This is a genomic window from Novipirellula methanifontis (assembly GCF_052161655.1).
Taxonomy (GTDB): domain Bacteria; phylum Planctomycetota; class Planctomycetia; order Pirellulales; family Pirellulaceae; genus Novipirellula.
In genome coordinates this window covers 9,867,083-9,882,318 of record NZ_CP197418.1, presented here as the reverse complement: position 1 = coordinate 9,882,318, position 15,236 = coordinate 9,867,083, and the positions used below count along the sequence as shown (strand labels likewise).

General features: G+C 54.0%; 16 protein-coding genes. 13 read left to right on the top strand and 3 right to left on the bottom strand.

Features of this window, described 5'->3' with window-relative positions:
- The first annotated feature begins 50 nt into the window (after positions 1-50).
- The 4 genes from SH528x_RS35110 to SH528x_RS35095 all read left to right on the top strand — a co-directional run bounded on the left by SH528x_RS35110 (position 51) and on the right by SH528x_RS35095 (position 3,915).
- On the top strand, positions 51-422 hold the full coding sequence (locus SH528x_RS35110; RefSeq protein WP_442508069.1) for a BlaI/MecI/CopY family transcriptional regulator: 372 nt from the start codon (positions 51-53) through the stop codon (positions 420-422).
- On the top strand, positions 422-1,516 hold the full coding sequence (locus tag SH528x_RS35105; RefSeq protein ID WP_442508068.1) for a M56 family metallopeptidase: 1,095 nt from the start codon (positions 422-424) through the stop codon (positions 1,514-1,516). The genes SH528x_RS35110 and SH528x_RS35105 overlap by 1 nt, the downstream gene beginning before the upstream one ends.
- Before the next feature lie 229 nt (positions 1,517-1,745).
- Positions 1,746-2,909 (top strand): acyltransferase family protein, encoded by a 1,164-nt coding sequence (locus SH528x_RS35100; protein WP_442508067.1) that lies wholly within the window; start codon positions 1,746-1,748, stop codon positions 2,907-2,909.
- 241 nt (positions 2,910-3,150) lie between these two features.
- Positions 3,151-3,915, top strand: a complete 765-nt coding sequence (locus SH528x_RS35095; RefSeq protein WP_442508066.1) for an FkbM family methyltransferase — start codon at positions 3,151-3,153, stop codon at positions 3,913-3,915.
- A 219-nt stretch (positions 3,916-4,134) separates the two neighbouring features.
- Here SH528x_RS35095 and SH528x_RS35090 read toward each other — a convergent pair whose 3' ends face one another.
- Positions 4,135-4,929 carry a class I SAM-dependent methyltransferase gene (locus tag SH528x_RS35090; RefSeq protein ID WP_442508065.1) on the bottom strand — a complete coding sequence of 265 codons (795 nt, stop codon included), beginning with the start codon at positions 4,927-4,929 and terminating at the stop codon, positions 4,135-4,137.
- 267 nt (positions 4,930-5,196) lie between these two features.
- Entirely contained in the window at positions 5,197-6,324 is a 1,128-nt protein-coding gene (locus SH528x_RS35085) for a glycosyltransferase family 4 protein (RefSeq protein ID WP_442508064.1), read from the bottom strand.
- Between the two features lie 658 nt (positions 6,325-6,982).
- Between SH528x_RS35085 and aroF the strand changes: the two genes are divergently transcribed.
- The 9 genes from aroF (at position 6,983) to SH528x_RS35040 (ending at position 14,351) form a co-directional block, all read left to right on the top strand.
- Positions 6,983-8,014, top strand: a complete 1,032-nt coding sequence (gene aroF, locus SH528x_RS35080; RefSeq protein ID WP_442508063.1) for a 3-deoxy-7-phosphoheptulonate synthase — start codon at positions 6,983-6,985, stop codon at positions 8,012-8,014.
- Positions 8,015-8,016: 2 nt separating this feature from the next.
- Positions 8,017-8,772, top strand: a complete 756-nt coding sequence (gene tpiA, locus SH528x_RS35075) for a triose-phosphate isomerase (RefSeq protein ID WP_442508062.1) — start codon at positions 8,017-8,019, stop codon at positions 8,770-8,772.
- 57 nt (positions 8,773-8,829) lie between these two features.
- Complete coding sequence (gene secG / locus SH528x_RS35070) at positions 8,830-9,393, top strand: preprotein translocase subunit SecG (RefSeq protein ID WP_442508061.1); 564 nt, start codon at positions 8,830-8,832, stop codon at positions 9,391-9,393.
- A gap of 5 nt (positions 9,394-9,398) precedes the next feature.
- A complete protein-coding gene (locus SH528x_RS35065) occupies positions 9,399-10,358 on the top strand; it encodes a YicC family protein (protein ID WP_442508060.1) in 960 nt (319 codons plus the stop codon).
- A 17-nt stretch (positions 10,359-10,375) separates the two neighbouring features.
- Positions 10,376-10,978 carry a guanylate kinase gene (gmk, locus tag SH528x_RS35060; RefSeq protein ID WP_442508059.1) on the top strand — a complete coding sequence of 201 codons (603 nt, stop codon included), beginning with the start codon at positions 10,376-10,378 and terminating at the stop codon, positions 10,976-10,978.
- Positions 10,963-11,238, top strand: coding sequence for a DNA-directed RNA polymerase subunit omega (locus SH528x_RS35055; protein ID WP_339938314.1), 276 nt, complete (start codon positions 10,963-10,965; stop codon positions 11,236-11,238). The genes gmk and SH528x_RS35055 overlap by 16 nt, the downstream gene beginning before the upstream one ends.
- A complete protein-coding gene (locus SH528x_RS35050) occupies positions 11,235-11,786 on the top strand; it encodes a flavoprotein (RefSeq protein ID WP_442508058.1) in 552 nt (183 codons plus the stop codon). Before SH528x_RS35055 ends, SH528x_RS35050 begins: the two co-directional genes overlap by 4 nt.
- A 65-nt stretch (positions 11,787-11,851) precedes the next feature.
- Entirely contained in the window at positions 11,852-13,507 is a 1,656-nt protein-coding gene (locus SH528x_RS35045) for a putative manganese-dependent inorganic diphosphatase (RefSeq protein ID WP_442508057.1), read from the top strand.
- 169 nt (positions 13,508-13,676) lie between these two features.
- Complete coding sequence (locus SH528x_RS35040) at positions 13,677-14,351, top strand: class I SAM-dependent methyltransferase (RefSeq protein WP_442508056.1); 675 nt, start codon at positions 13,677-13,679, stop codon at positions 14,349-14,351.
- Positions 14,352-14,483: 132 nt separating this feature from the next.
- Here SH528x_RS35040 and SH528x_RS35035 read toward each other — a convergent pair whose 3' ends face one another.
- Positions 14,484-14,858, bottom strand: coding sequence for a hypothetical protein (locus SH528x_RS35035; RefSeq protein ID WP_442508055.1), 375 nt, complete (start codon positions 14,856-14,858; stop codon positions 14,484-14,486).
- Between the last annotated feature and the right edge of the window lie 378 nt (positions 14,859-15,236).

Below are 15,236 nucleotides of genomic sequence, written 5' to 3'. Positions count from 1 at the left end.
GGTGGGGTGAACCAAGTGAACTGCATTCGTTTTTATTGGGGTCAAGCAGTATGAACCGTATTCAACTGACAAAATGCGAAGCCGAAGTGATGGCCATCGTGTGGCGTGAAGGCCAAGCGACAGTGCCGCAAGTCCTTGCCGCGATTGATCGGGACTTGGCCTACACCACCGTGATGACGACGATGAACATTCTCGAAGAAAAGAAGATTGTGCGTCGTGGTGAAAAGGTCGGTCGTGCGTTCAGCTACCTGCCACTGGTCAGCCGCGAAGAGGTACGTCATGGCATGGTCCAAGAACTTGCCGAACAATTGTTTGGTGGCTCCGTCCGCTCGCTGGTCCTGAGCCTAGTCAACTCGGAAAAAATTACCGCCGAGGACCTTTCTGCGATGGCTGAAGCGGCCGATGAGTTGGAGAAGTCTTGATGAACGCTCCGTTGCTATGGGAGATCGTGACCGGTGTCTGTTTACAAGTCACCCTTGTCGTGGTCGCTGCTGCGATCGTCGAGCGGTGGTTGAACCAATCCGAATCGGCATGTCGTGTTTGGACCGCGAGCTTTGTTGCCGTGATCGCCTTGGTCGCCAACGCAATTCTGCTTCCTCACTTTCGCATTGCCACGATCCCCGTAAACCGAGTTACCGACCGCATCGAGTTGATTCTGCAGTGGCAAACGTGGGGCATGGTTGTGGGCGTCGCAATCTGGTTGACTGGCGTTTTGCTGATTCTGGTTCGTCGCGGATTTGGCGTATTTCATCTGCTTCGATTTTTGAAACGGGACTGCGAAACCGTTTCGCTTGACCAGCTTGAATTGTCCGGGATCCCTTCGGATTTCATCCCGCCACGGTTGCATCTGCTGGTTTCTGAGAAATTGACGGGGCCCTTTTGTCGGCAATTTCATCAGCCGACAATTGTGTTGCCAAAATACGTCATCGAGGGCGACAAGGAAGTGTTACGGCATGTGATGTTGCACGAGTTGTCGCATTTGAAAACCAACCATCCGCTGCAGTTCTTTTTGCAGCAAATCTGTACTGCCGTATTGTGGTTTCACCCCGCGATTTGGTGGGCGGGTTATCGAGCCGAGGTGGTCCGCGAGTTTTTGTGTGACGAAGTAGCGGCAAAATCCGCTGGCAAAATCGTCGACTACTTACGCACGTTGATTCAGATCGCCCAGCGGAGTGTCGAACGTCCTTCGTGTGAATCTCCGTCGTGCGTATTGTCGTTCGGGCGACGAAAAAGTGTGATCGTTCGCCGCAGTGAGCGACTTGTCAAACTCGCAAAGTCACCGACGGTCTTCAGCCGGCCTCGACAATCGCTTGGTTATTTCGGACTGGCGATGATGACACTGCTCGCAGCTCACCTTTGGCTGCCCGTGAACGTGTTGGCATCGTCTCGCAGTCATTGGTCGCCATGGCCACACTGGACCGCCAGCACGCTGCATGATTTTGGCGTCAACGTTCGTGATTTCGAGCCGTTCGATGAGCGTCATGAATTTAGCGAATCGTCCCACGACGACGATTGATGACGCATTCCCCCGTAGTGGGTTGCAGACGCGTCTCGACAAAACGGTAGCTAGCGTCGCAAGACGGTGGAGATGCCTCGAACACTCCACGCTCTGACGAGCGCCGCTACGGTGGCATCGATTTTTGTTGGGTGGCTCGAATGACCTTCTAGGCTAGGCTGCTTTTTTGATAGTCTCGTGAGGACTTTTGATTCCAAGTCCAACATTCACGAAAAGGAAAAGAGTATCGATGCCTGAACGGCTTAATAGCCTCGACGTCGCTCGGGGAATCGCTGCACTGGCCGTGATCTTTTGGCACTGGCAGCATTTCTTTATGGGCTCTGTGGGACTGGAATCGACGGCGGTTGCTTTCGAGATGACGGATCAGCCGTTCTATAATTATTTCTCTGCGTTTTACCAACGTGGCTTTTGCGCAGTCATGTTCTTTTTTGTGCTGTCGGGATTCGTCTTTTTTTGGCTTTATCAAGAGTCGATTTCTAATCGCCAATGTTCGCTGCGCAAATTCGCTCTCCTTCGTTTCGCTCGGCTCTATCCGCTGCATCTTGTCACGCTGATCGCAGTTGCGGTTTTGCAATGGATGTATCGCAGCGAAAGCGGCACTGAGTTTGTTTTTACTCACAACGACACCTACCACTTTGCTCTCAATCTGGTTGGCATGACGCATTGGGGACTTGAGAGCGGCTATTCGTTCAACGCGCCAACTTGGTCCGTGTCCGTGGAAATTGGCCTATATGCAATTTTCTTTGCCGCTGCTTATTGGGGACATACGACATGGCGTAAAGTTTTGGGCGTTGTTGTGGTAACGATCGTCCTCGATCGATTGCGTTTAGGTGGGCCTTGGGTTGACGGGGTCAGTTCTTTCTTCCTTGGTGGACTAACGTATTTCGCTGCCGTTCACTATTTGAAAACGCGAACGGTTCGAAGCGATTTGGTCATTTGTCTCGCTACCCTTGCGGTTTGGTTTGGCTTTGCGGTTACGGGCAAAGCAATGTTCCGCATCCCGGTTTTTCCATTGACCATTATGACGCTGATTATTACCGAACTTCGTTTCGCTCGTGTCTTTCGCCCCTTCGTTTGGATTGGTGATCTGACCTACTCTAGCTACTTGCTCCATTTTCCACTGCAGATTGTATTTGCGATTGTTGTCATCAAAGCGGGTTACGATGCATCCGTTTTTTACGAACCAATGTCTTTGGTTGCATTTCTATCTGTCCTCTTGCCAGCATCCTGGCTGACGTTTCACTATTTTGAACGTCCCATGCAGTCATGGATCCGAAACCTGTTTACTCGAAGGAACGTCAATGCGTTACCTGATTGCTTGGTGCATCCCGGGACATTGGAGTTGCAGCTAGGCGGCAGCGAGTCGAGCGTGGCGTCAAAAAAGGCTGCATGAGTTTGCGGTTCGTTGGAAGCTTTGCCAAGTAAGCACTCGGCCAATCGGAAACCGTGAGGTACGTCCCCCCATTGGCTACACGCAACAAACCGATGTTGCAGGAAGTCGAGTAAAATCGCTAATGTCTGGCAATCGATGCTGCCATCCGGTCGGACCGAGTCGGTACGGTCCCAGGTGACGAATGTTGTGTTGGCTTCGCAGCGTTGTGTTGAGTCGTTCACATGGATGTTGGGCCCCTCGGATGTCAGACGCATCTTCATCGCCACAGTCGCAAGAGACGCACGCTCTTTTTCAAACGCGTCACCACTCTGCTGGTAAGCGTAACACCGCCACGCAAGGCAACGAAAATTTCGCGTTGATGCGCCGCTACGACATCGATTTGGTGTTGGATGTTGGGGCGTGTGACGGGCAATACAGCCGAAGTCTGATCCACAGTGGATACGCGGGACGCATCATTTCGTTTGAACCGCATCCCGATTCCTTCGCCGCTCTGAGTGAGAGCCGACGAGGCATCCGCAATTGGAAAGCAGAGCCGTTTGCTCTGAGCGTCAAGAATGGCTCTGCCGCTCTTAACGTCACCGCCAATTCAAATAGCCATTCGCTCCAGAATTTGCGTGTCGACTCGGCTCACCGCAACGACGAATCCAGCCGCGTTTCTCGTGTCCCTGTGCGTGTTCGTCGCTTGGATGCGGTGTTTAATGACTACTACACCAGTGGGGATCGATGTTATTTAAAGCTCGATGTGCGAGGGCACGAGCATCAAGTGCTGGCGGGTGCCAGCGGATGCCTCGATCGCATCGTGGCCATTCAAATGAACTTGGTCATTGATCCGCAATACGAGGACCAGCCGTTGTGGCAGGAGAGCCTTTCGGCGATGAAGGATCGCGGCTACGAGATGATGGTGCTGAGTCCTGAGCGGATCGATCCGACGACGGGAGTCATGGTGCAAGCCGAGGGAATTTTTGTACGTCGCGAAGCGATCGCTGCGTCAGAAGCTGCCGCATAGCGGTCGCCAGCGCTGAGCGGTTTTTTAGTGTTTTCTTTCGCTTTGCGAAAGCAACGTCCCAGGCAACTTTCGCGGGGGACCAGCGGATCATAACTGTCGAATTTTGACGTAGCTGCTGTCACTAGACGGCGGAAATCCACGCTCTGGCGAGCGTCGCTACCAACAGAAATAACTGCACGGTTCGAGCGAAAAGCGACAGTTAATTCCAGTCTAAACTGCTTATGCAGCGCGTCGTTTGGTCAGATCGATCGCACGTTGGGCATCTGCTTCAAGCAACGATTTTCGTTTGCGATAACTGTCAAACAAGCGGATCGAGCGGTTGCGAACCACGGTTCGTACCAACAGTGGACTGACTTTGTCTTGGCTGAAAAGATGCATCCCTCGCCGCGTGACGGTCAGTTTGCGTTTGTATTGAGACGCAATCGATTGCAACGCACGAAGTGACCACAACGCAATGTGCTGGCCACCTTCGAGTACGTAGTACCACCATTGGTCAGGTTGCGGGGCCGGTTCGGGAACGATCCGCGTCGAGATAAACCAATTGGCCCCGAGTGCATCGATCGTCTTCAGATCCTTGTGCGGGTCCGCCATGTGTTCAAAGACTTCGAAGGCGGTGATTAGATCGAACTGCTTTGTACCGGGCTGAACTTCGTAACCCTTTGCGAATAGGTTTTCGCAATAGGGATCGTAATGCGAGAAATAATGGCCTCGGTCCCGCATCATACGTGTGAACATGCCATAGCCACCGCCGTAGTCGACACTGGATTGGACGCCTGGCAATACTAATCGCAAGGTGCGGTCGACAATCTTTGCGAACTTCTCGTTGCGGCCTACCAATCCGACGTCCGTCGACACGATTGCCGAATCATAGGCTTCGTCGAGCCAGTAAGGCGTTTCCGTTTGAATGAATTCGCAATCACTGCAACGAAAGTATTCGATTTCGTATCGTGCCAGGATGGTTGCTCGCGCGAATGATTCGGAACGTGCGTTGCAGACGAGGCAATCCATTGCCATGGCCGGCTCCTTGAGAGGTGATGGTTTAAGCAGGGTATCCGAAAAGGGGTCTGACCCTCTCCGGCGAGGCAAAAAACTCAACAAAAACGACTCGCGTCCAAAGGGTCAGACCCCTTTTCGGATACTCTCTAGCAGGTCGTATGCCGGACAAACGCGGGGCCAACGGCGTTAGCTGCGGGTATTAAACGCGAGTTTCACGTCGTTCGCGGCTAGCGGCGTCGGCTCACGCGAACAGACCGATCTGTCGAATGGCTAATCGAGACCTGCTCAAGCGGCATTTCGCGAGCGATTTTGTTTCAGCAAGTCTTGATAGACTTGTATCGTCTGCGCGGCGGTGTTTTCCCAAGAAAAATTTTCGGCGCGGCGATGGCCTGCGACGATTTTGCTCTCGCGATCGATGATCGAGTCTTCTCCTGCGGCGATGAGCAGATCGACAAGTTGGTCGACATCATCTGGGTCAAAGAAGTAGCCTGCCGAACCCGCGACTTCGCGCAACGCCGCACAGGACGAGGCAAATACCGGGCAACCATTGATCATGGCTTCAAGCACGGGAAGCCCAAAGCCTTCCATCTTCGAAGGAAATACAAACGCATTACAGTGCTGGTAAAGCGTTTTCAGTAGCGAATCCTCCGCCCCCGCGTACAAGTGAATGCGAGGGTCGTCGTGGGGCCAACCCAGTGCGGCCCGTTCACGCGGTTTCATGCGAGGACCAACGAGCACCAGATGCAAGTCGGGCGTTCGCTGTTTCATTTTGTTCCAAGCACGCCACAGCAGGTCGAAGTTTTTGTAGCCACCACGACGACCAACAAACAAGACAAACGGATGTCCGGCAAGTTCAGCAGGCAGCGGAGCGGTTTCGACATCCGTCAATCCGCTACCCAGCGGCGTGATCGATGCACGATTTGCGGCTGAAGGAAATCGCTCGCACAATTCATCGTAGGTGGTTTGCGAGATACAGCAGATATGGTCCGCAACTTCGATGGCTTCGGCTTTCATCCTCAGCGACTTGCCCGTCGGATCGGTCTTGGGAAATGCCTCGTGAATGAAATCGTATACCGTAATTACGGTCGGAACCCGGGATGGTGCGATCGGGCGTCGACATAGGCCTTGATAATAGGTCCAGTGAACGAGGTCGACTTGTTGTTGTTCCATCCGTTTGCTGATTCGGCCGTGCTGCGCCGGATGCCATAGTTTGCGTAGAAACTTTAGCGGTGGCCGTGTTCGCACCGAATCATACTGAAATTGCGGATGCGTTATCCCCTGTGGCGGCTCTTCCGGGCCGAGCATGATGGGCGTCGTTTGCGCGGGAAGTCGATTGATCAGCTCGACGAAATAACGTGCAACGCCGCCGCAACGAAGCATCTCGAATATGGAACCTTCGTAAAGAACTCGCATGCTATCGTTACGTATTGGCGGAGATGGAGAAAACGGATCGGTGACGGTAGTAGCCGGGCTGGGTTTTTGCTGACAACGGAATTCACCCTGGCTAAATGGCGGAGCATGTTTAGAGTCCGCACGCCAAGTCGCGGTGGGGGTGAGAGGGGCTCTCTTGGGGATGCGATTTAGCCCATCAGGTCTGTTGTAGCAAAGTATCCTCGTTTTGAGAAAGTCAATTCACGGTTGGAGGCAACGGATGTTTTTCGCTTCACCTTCCGCATGAATTGCTAGCAATCCTCTTGAGCATATTGCGTATTTGGTTCGCTGGCTTGCTGCTTTCTTCGGCCCTGCGTTGCCGCCAGCTTGTGTCGTTTTTAAAGCAGCCATTTCCTTTCGCAACATGGATTGGAACAGGCCGGTTCAGTCGTCAGTACCGTTAAATGCCCGCCCGGAAGGGTTGCTTGATTGCATTCGCAGTAGGGGGTTGGGTTTCACGAAGGCAAAAAGTGGGCCTTACAGAGTGTAAAACCGCTCTGAAAACGTGGATTGGTGAAGAAATGCGGAGTCATAGGCCCCCATTGGCCTCGACGATTCTGCGGTTTGCCTGCTACATTGCCCCGCTTGCCCAACTGGGCATTCTCCGACAACCCATAACTATTCACAGGCCACCTCCGCCGTGATCGTCATTCTGCAAAGCAACGTAACGGAAGAGCAAGTCGATCACGTGCTTCGGCGGATTGAGGCTCTTGGGCTGCAGCACCACCTCAGCCGTGGTACGTTTCGCACGATTGTGGGTATTATCGGCGACGAAGAAAAGCTGCAAGCCGAACCGCTGCACGCGATTCCTGGGGTGGCTCAAGTCATCCCCGTACTGCCGCCTTACAAGCTGGCTTCGCTCGAAGCCCACCCTGAACCGAGTATTGTTGACGTTTCCGGGGTGAAAATCGGCAATGGGCATCTCGGCATGATCGCTGGTCCCTGCAGCGTCGAAGACCGCGATCGTATGTTTCGGATTGCGGAAAGCGTGTGCGAATCGGGAGCCAACCTGTTTCGCGGCGGCGCCTACAAACCACGGACCAGCCCCTATGCATTCCAGGGGCTTGGCGAAGCGGGGCTCAAACTGCTGCGTGAAGTGGGCGACAAATTCAATATGCCAGTGGTCACCGAGGTCACCGATCCCCGTTTGGTGGAATTGGTTGCTGAACATGCGGACATGTTACAGGTCGGTGCTCGCAACATGCAAAACTTTGCCTTGTTGACCGAAGTGGGCAAGTCGCAGCGGCCGGTGTTATTAAAACGGGGCATGAGTGCCACGATTACCGATTTGCTGATGTGTGCCGAATACATCCTTTCCCAAGGCAACATGAACGTGGTGCTCTGTGAACGCGGAGTTAAAGGGTTTGATAGCGCGACGCGGAACCTGTTTGACGTCGCAGCTGTTCCTTTGATTCACAATTTGTCGCACCTGCCTGTGATTGTGGACCCCTCGCACGCGACAGGCCGACCTGATCTTATTCCCGCTTGTGCACTGGCCGGATTGGCTGCCGGGGCCGATGGTGTGCATATCGAGGTGCATGATTGCCCCGAAGAAGCAAAAAGTGATGGCCCGCAAGCCTTATTGCCTGATCAATATCGTCAGCTAGCAGACCAAATGAAAGAACTTGCTAAGCTGTTTGGAAAAACTGTGTCCCCGCTTCCGGAGAAATAGGGTTGAGTCGTCAAACAATCATTGCTGGTAACTGGAAAATGAACACTCGTTGTGACAATGCGGTTGCATTGGCCAAGGGTGTGGTTGCCGCCGTCGGTGAAAAGCCGTCAGTCCAAGTGGTCTTATGTCCACCTTCGGTTTATTTGTCCAGTGTGGCCGATGCGGTTGCTGGCACACCTGTCCAGCTCGGCGCACAAAACCTTTACGCCGCCGAAGACGGTGCGTTCACGGGCGAAGTCAACGCAGCGATGTTGACCGACGTGGGATGTGGTTTCGTGATCTTGGGCCACAGCGAGCGTCGTGCGCTGATGGGCGAAACTGATGCTGACGTGAGCAAGAAGCTGCATGCGGCACTCGCTGGCAACTTGGTGCCGATCGTATGTGTCGGTGAAACGCTCGAAGAGCGTGAAGCGGGTAAAATGGAAAAAGTGATCGAAACGCAAGTCCGTGGCTCGCTCGAGGGGCTCGATGAAGTCCGCGCAGCAGGCATTGTTCTTGCGTACGAGCCCGTTTGGGCGATCGGGACGGGGAAGACTGCTTCCCCTGAGCAAGCGGAAGAGGTTCATGCCTTGATTCGCAAATTGTTGGGCGAGATGTTCACAACCGACGTAGCGGCACAAATCCGGATTCAATACGGTGGCAGCGTGAAGCCAGCCAATGCCAAGGAATTGCTTGGACAACCGAACATTGACGGAGCCTTGGTAGGCGGAGCTAGCCTGAAAGCCCAAGACTTCGCGGGAATTATCGCGGCGGGTTGAGCCTGATTCGCGAAACACACAACTTTACAATTGTCTATTTGAAGGACGAACTAAGTCATGATCGCTTCGATCGTTGGATTTTTGCTGATTGCGTCGCTCGAAGGAGCCATTTTGGGCTTCTTGATGGGATTTTTGTCACTGTTTTTGATTCTGTTGGTGCTGATCCAACGTGGAAAAGGTGGCGGATTGACCGGAGCACTTGGTGGTCCCGGTGGGCAAAGTGCGTTTGGTAGCAAGGCGGGGGACACGTTTACCGTGATCACCGTGATCGTGGCTACCGTTTGGGCGTTCTCATGTGCGTTCACCATGTGGTTGCTTGGCACCCATGCTCCGACCACGACCGCCGATTCGGTGATCAAGTCCGGCGGCGGCGACAAAGATCCCGTTGGCGAAACTTTTAAGCTGCCTGCGCTCGATGACGAAGGTCTAAGTAGTTTGGAAGCGGGACTGTCCAGTGACGACGATGCCGATACGAACTCGGTCCAACTGACTCCTGCGACCAGCGGTGACGACGCGGCTACGGAAGAAACTGCCACGGATGAAGCTAGCAGCGAAGCGGCTGTGGACGAAGCTGCCGAAGCACCTGCAGCAGACTCGGCTGACAGTGACGGCGACAAGTAGACTGCATGAGCTCTGTTATCCCTGAAAATGCTCGCAGCATGACTGGTCAAGGTCATGCGTCGCTGCAAACGGATCTTGGTACGTTTGTGGTGGAGGTGCGCACTGTCAATAATCGCGGTTTCAAATGCGTTCTGCGATCAAGTGATTCATTGTCAGCGTTGGATTCGCGAGTCGAATCGCTGGTTCGCAAATTGATCCATCGCGGCAGTGTGAATCTATCGGTGACTTGGAAGCGACCTTCCTCGGAAACACTGCCGCAAATCGATCAACAGGTTCTGGGGGCCTATTTCGAGCAGCTACAGAAAGCCAAAGCCTCGTTTGCCGGCGATGGCGCAACGATCGATCTGGCTCAGCTTGCTATGCTTCCTGGCGTAGTGGTCCCAAGATCTCAGGACCGTAGCGACAATGCTGCGGTTTGGGAGGCCGTTCAGCAGGTGATTCGCGATGCCGTGGACAGTCTGGATCAGATGCGAGCTCATGAAGGAGCTCACATGGCGACGAGTCTGCGAGCTGATTGTGATGTGATCCGCCAGCATGTTGATCAGATCGCCGAGCTTGGGCCGCGAAGTGTCGACACTTATCAGAAGCGTTTAGAGACAAAGATCCAGCGGGTATTGGCTCAGCACGAGATCGAAGTGCCGGTAATCGATCTGTTGCGTGAAGTTCAGATCTACGCCGATCGCGTGGACTACAGTGAAGAGATCACGCGGCTGGGCAGTCATTTGCAATTGTTCGGGCAAACGCTTTGCGGAAATGCGTCCGGCAGCAATCAAGCGGGTGGTAACGGCGAAGCGGCGGGCGATCCTGAGCCCTCGGGTCGCAAACTCGAGTTCATCGTTCAGGAAATGTTGCGCGAAACAAATACGATTGGCAGCAAGGCCTCGCAGACGGAAATTTCGGGGCATGTGGTCGAGATCAAGTGTGCAATCGAACGGATGCGAGAATTGGTTCAAAATCTCGAGTAATCCAGCGAAGGCAAAACATGAATTTGGAAGGACGTGGTCGGCTGATCATCATCTCCGGTCCGAGTGGAGCGGGTAAATCGACGGTTGTGCGCCGTTTGCAAACCGAATGTCCGTTGCCGTTACAGACGAGCATTTCCGCGACCACGCGTAAGCCGCGACCGGGGGAACAGGACGGAGTGGACTACTTTTTCTTGGACCACGAAGAATTCGAACAGCGACGCCAAGCTGGCGATTTTCTGGAGTGCAAAGAGGTTTTTGGACGTGGGCACTGGTATGGGACTCTGAACGAACAGGTCGCCACTGGTCTGGATGCTGGCCAATGGGTTATTTTGGAGATTGATGTCCAAGGCGCCCTGGCAGTTCTCGATCACAAAGAATTCACCCCGATTACACTGTTCATTCACCCCGGCGGGACGGAAGAGCTCGAACGACGGCTTCGCACACGCGGGACCGAGTCCGAGGAAGCGATTGCGGCGCGGCTGGAAACCGCCTGTCGCGAGATGCAGTTCATGCATCGTTATCAATACGAAATCATTAATGGGTCGGTCGATCGAGCCGTCTCGGAAATCTGCCAAATTCTGAAAGACCAAAAGGAAAAACAGCCATGCTCGAAGAGCTAAAAGAAGAAGAGATCGTCAACAAGGTCGGTGGTCGCTTTAAATTGAGCACCCTGATTCAAAAACGCTTGGTTCAATTGAACCAAGGCAGTCGGGCGCTCGTGAATGTCGACACGCACGACAAGATGACAATTGTGTTGCAGGAAATCATGCAAGACAAAATCGTTTTGAACATGGATAACGAAATCCAATCGCTCGAAGATCTGACGGCGGCTGCGGATGCCGCTTCGGACGGTCCTGATTTGGATGCGTCGGATCTATGAGTAAGCAGAGGCGGGCAATTTTGCTCGCCGTCGGAGGGGGAATCGCCGCCTACAAGGCTGCGACCGTTTGCAGTCGGCTCGTTCAATCGGGCTACGATCTGCGTACGGCAATGACCTCATCGGCATCTCAGTTTATCGGCGCCGCCACGTTTGCGGCGCTCTCCGGAAAAACGGTCGCTCAGGGTTCATTTGATCCTGAGCGATTTCCGTTAGGGGCCCACATCGAGTGGACCCGCGATTTGGACTTGTTGATCGTGGCTCCGACAACGGCGAATCTTTTAGCAAAGTTTGCCTCGGGGCTCGCCGACGATCTTATTAGCACGTTGTACTTGCAAGCGGAATGTCCGGTCTTGTTAGCGCCAGCCATGAGTGCTTCGATGTGGAGCAAGCCGTCGGTCCAGCGGAACGTCGAAACCTTGCGTCGTGATGGATGTCATTTTGTCGATCCCGAGTCAGGTTGGCTCAGTTGTCGCGTTCGCGGCGAGGGGCGGATGGCCGAACCCGACACCATCGTCGAAGCAGCGATACAGCGGATGCCTTCCTCTTAGGCGGCTTGCGCGATGTTTGAATCAACCTCTAACTCTTTGCTGCGTTTCGCGGTTCGAGCCAAACCATGACTGTCTATGTTTTCGGGCACCGCAATCCCGATACGGATGCGATTTGCAGTGCAATCGCCTACGCCGATTTTCTTAAGAAAACGACGCGTCCTGATGCTGTCGCGGCCTGCTGTGGGGCTCCGAATCAACGAACGGAGTTTGCCCTTCGCAAGGCCAAGTTGCCGCCGCCTCGGATCATCATGGACGTACGTCCCGAAATCGAGGACGTCTGCCAGCGTGACGTGGTGTTCGCACGCCAATGCGAAGTGTTCTACGAAGTCTATCAGCGGATGAAAGAGCACGGACTTCGTGCGATTCCAATCATCGATAATAACGACGAGGTCGTGGGCATCGTCACGCTGTTGGAACTGCTCGAGTTGGTCCTTCAAGGCGGCGTCGATCCGATTCATTCACGCGAGGTTTGCAGCAATCTTACCAAGGTCGCCTCGGTGCTCGGCGGCACTTTCCAACATGCGGTTGATCCCGATCGAACCGACGAGTTCGTGGTGACGGTTGGGGCGATGAGTGCCGAGGGGTTCACCCAGCGGATGAACCAATTTCCGGCGGATCGGTTGTTGGTCGTCAGCGGTGATCGGCCGACGATTCAATTGCCTGCGCTCGAGCGCGGGGTTCGCGCGATGGTGATTGCCGGCGGCTACGAATTGTCGAGCGGCTTGTTGCACCTGGCTCAAGCCCGCGGCGTCTCGGTTATTATCAGCCCATATGACACGGCAACGACCACGATGCGAATCAAGGCCGCGCGCCTGATTGATTCGGTGATCGATCGTGACTTCATTTCGTTATCGGCGAAGATGCCAGTGGCGGCGGCACGCCAGCAAATTTTTCGTTCGGCACAAACCGTCTTTCCGGTGCTCGACAATGGAAAACTGTTTGGAGTCTTAAGTAAGAGCGACATGGTGAATCCGCCGATGCCTGAGTTGGTATTGGTCGACCACAACGAATTGTCGCAAGCAGTGCAGGGAGCCGAGGACGCCATCATCACCGAGGTGCTTGACCATCATCGTCTAGGCGGATCACTTAAGTCGTCCAATCCCATTCGCTTTACTTTGGAACCGGTCGGGTCGACTTGCACTCTCGTCGCTCGGTTGTTCCGTCAAGCCAACTTGCAGCCTTCCGCAGGGGTCGCCCTCTGCATGGCGTCGGGCATTATTAGTGACACCCTGTATTTGCGATCGCCAACGACCACCGATGTGGACCGGGATATCCTGGAGTGGCTGCAGGAGTTTTGTACGCTTGATTTGGAAGCGTACGCGACCGAGTTCTTTGAAGTCGGATCGGCCTTGCGATCCGGAGAAGCGGAACGCGTGGTACGCGAAGACTGCAAAGAGTTCGAAGAGGCGGGAGTCAAGTTTTCGATCTCGCAGATCGAAGAGATTGGCTTCGACCTGTTCTGGGAACGCAAGGATGAGCTTGTTTTGGCGCTCGAGCACCTCGCGAAAGACCATAACCTCGATTTTTCAGCGTTGTTGGTCACGGATATCTCCAGCAACGGCAGCTTGTTGTTGATGAGCCGAGAACCCGAGGGGTGGGACGAGATCAACTACCCCGAGCTCGAAGAGAACCTTTACAAGCTCGAAGAAGTGGTCAGCCGCAAGAAACAGCTGCTTCCGCTGATCATCAGTTTGCTGGACTCCGCTCCCTCATCTGACTGAGTCAAACTCGAATTTTAATGACATTGTTCTCGCCTTCTTGGCTTGGGAGTCCCTAACGATCGAAACGATTAACGAATCTATTTACGACCATCCAAAGTATTACGATCTCGTCTTTGGTGCGGATTGCGCAGCGGAGGTAAAGTTCATTCAGGCGTGCGCAAGAGAGTGGATGGATCGTAAGCCGAAGCGGTTGTTTGAGCCTGCCTGTGGTACCGGGCGGCTACTCTATGCACTTGTCAAGAAAGGGTTTCGAGTCGACGGGCTCGATTTGAATCCCAAGGCCGTTGAATTTTGTAATGCTCGCTTTAAACGGCACGGAGTGCGGGAATCCGCGTTTGTCGCCGACATGTCGGATTTCAAAACGGCCTGGAAATGCGATCTGGCATTCAACACGATCAATAGTTTTCGCCATCTGTGTAGCGAGCGCGAGGCACGCGGGCACCTGCAGTGCATGGGCGAAGTCGTACGACCCGGCGGGCTTTATTTGCTTGGTATTCATCTGACACCAACCACGGTTGCGCCAAGTGAAACCGAGTCATGGTCGGCCCGTCGCGGACACTTAGCGATCAGCACGCACATGTGGACGAATGATAGAAATACGGAAAGCCGCATTGAGCGGTTTGGCATTCGATTTGATATCCATAGTCCATCCAGTAGTTTCCGCATCACCGATGAACTTGTGTTGCGAAGCTATACACCAAAGCAGATGAACCGATTGATCCAATCGAGTAAGTGTTGGGAAGTCGTCGCAACGTACGACTTCGGTTATGACGTCAGTCATCCCATTGAGGTCGATGCGTCTACCGAAGACGTGGTGTATGTCTTGCGACGCAAGGCCGAGTAATGTGGGATAGGCTTCCAGCCTGTCATTGCGAGGCAGTGCTTCCGGCCTGCCATCTCCTCAACCCCATCGTTTCGTTGCCGGGACCGACTTGGTTTCTCTGGACCAAGTGTCTTCCAAAAATGGAGTTGCCGGTTACTCCCTTCGCGATCGTCCCGATGAAGCAAAAATAATTGCTCCGATTAAAGTCAAAATCGCGACACCCCCAGCGATGGTCGCATTTTGTCCCCAGCCTTGCTTCAAATTTTGCGTTCGCTTGTAGCCATAAGGGACGGGCAGTTCCAAATCGGCCTCTTCCATTTGTTCATATTCTCGCAGCAGCTCAGCGGGATTTCGGGTGGGATAAACCTCACGAACTTCTTGCAAATGAATCTCGGTGGTTAACGGGGCATCAATCAGTGCCCAGCGAATGCCGCAGTAACCGGCGATCAATAGGCTTGCGGTGCAAATCAACCCCAAAGCAACCGTGCCGAACCTTTGGGTGAAACCCGCCTCAGTGTAGGGGGGCACCCGATCCAGCTCCGCTGGCTGAGACTCGTCCCTAGGCAGCTGCTTGAGCTCTCCGAGTCGGGGAATGGCCACCGATTGGTCGCAGGCGGAGCATTGGACCAAATCACCCGCTTGTGAGGGGGTGACAAGGATGATGTTTTGGCAATGGGGGCAAGAAAGCTGGTACATGAAGCTCAAATGAAAAAGATTTGAAGACGAAGTGGGTGGACCACAGAGGCAACCTGACTAGAATCCAAAGTGTGCAAACGGCGCCACCGCCAACCCCTACCGCTCCCACTGTTGACGGAGAATACGTGTGACTCGCTCTCACTGTACTCCAGTCGCATGTCGGACACCTCTGATGGTGACTCGCGGTAATAAATAGCGAACTGTTTTGTT

Excerpts from the sequence above, each read along its gene's own strand:
- SH528x_RS35110 (WP_442508069.1), top strand. The coding sequence starts at position 51 with ATGAACCGTATTCAACTGACAAAATGCGAAGCCGAAGTGATGGCCATC.
- SH528x_RS35105 (WP_442508068.1), top strand. The coding sequence starts at position 422 with ATGAACGCTCCGTTGCTATGGGAGATCGTGACCGGTGTCTGTTTACAA.
- SH528x_RS35100 (WP_442508067.1), top strand. The coding sequence starts at position 1,746 with ATGCCTGAACGGCTTAATAGCCTCGACGTCGCTCGGGGAATCGCTGCA.
- SH528x_RS35095 (WP_442508066.1), top strand. The coding sequence starts at position 3,151 with ATGTCAGACGCATCTTCATCGCCACAGTCGCAAGAGACGCACGCTCTT.
- SH528x_RS35090 (WP_442508065.1), bottom strand. The coding sequence starts at position 4,929 with ATGGCAATGGATTGCCTCGTCTGCAACGCACGTTCCGAATCATTCGCG.
- SH528x_RS35085 (WP_442508064.1), bottom strand. The coding sequence starts at position 6,324 with ATGCGAGTTCTTTACGAAGGTTCCATATTCGAGATGCTTCGTTGCGGC.
- secG (WP_442508061.1), top strand. The coding sequence starts at position 8,830 with ATGATCGCTTCGATCGTTGGATTTTTGCTGATTGCGTCGCTCGAAGGA.
- SH528x_RS35065 (WP_442508060.1), top strand. The coding sequence starts at position 9,399 with ATGAGCTCTGTTATCCCTGAAAATGCTCGCAGCATGACTGGTCAAGGT.
- gmk (WP_442508059.1), top strand. The coding sequence starts at position 10,376 with ATGAATTTGGAAGGACGTGGTCGGCTGATCATCATCTCCGGTCCGAGT.
- SH528x_RS35055 (WP_339938314.1), top strand. The coding sequence starts at position 10,963 with ATGCTCGAAGAGCTAAAAGAAGAAGAGATCGTCAACAAGGTCGGTGGT.
- SH528x_RS35050 (WP_442508058.1), top strand. The coding sequence starts at position 11,235 with ATGAGTAAGCAGAGGCGGGCAATTTTGCTCGCCGTCGGAGGGGGAATC.
- SH528x_RS35045 (WP_442508057.1), top strand. The coding sequence starts at position 11,852 with ATGACTGTCTATGTTTTCGGGCACCGCAATCCCGATACGGATGCGATT.
- SH528x_RS35040 (WP_442508056.1), top strand. The coding sequence starts at position 13,677 with ATGGATCGTAAGCCGAAGCGGTTGTTTGAGCCTGCCTGTGGTACCGGG.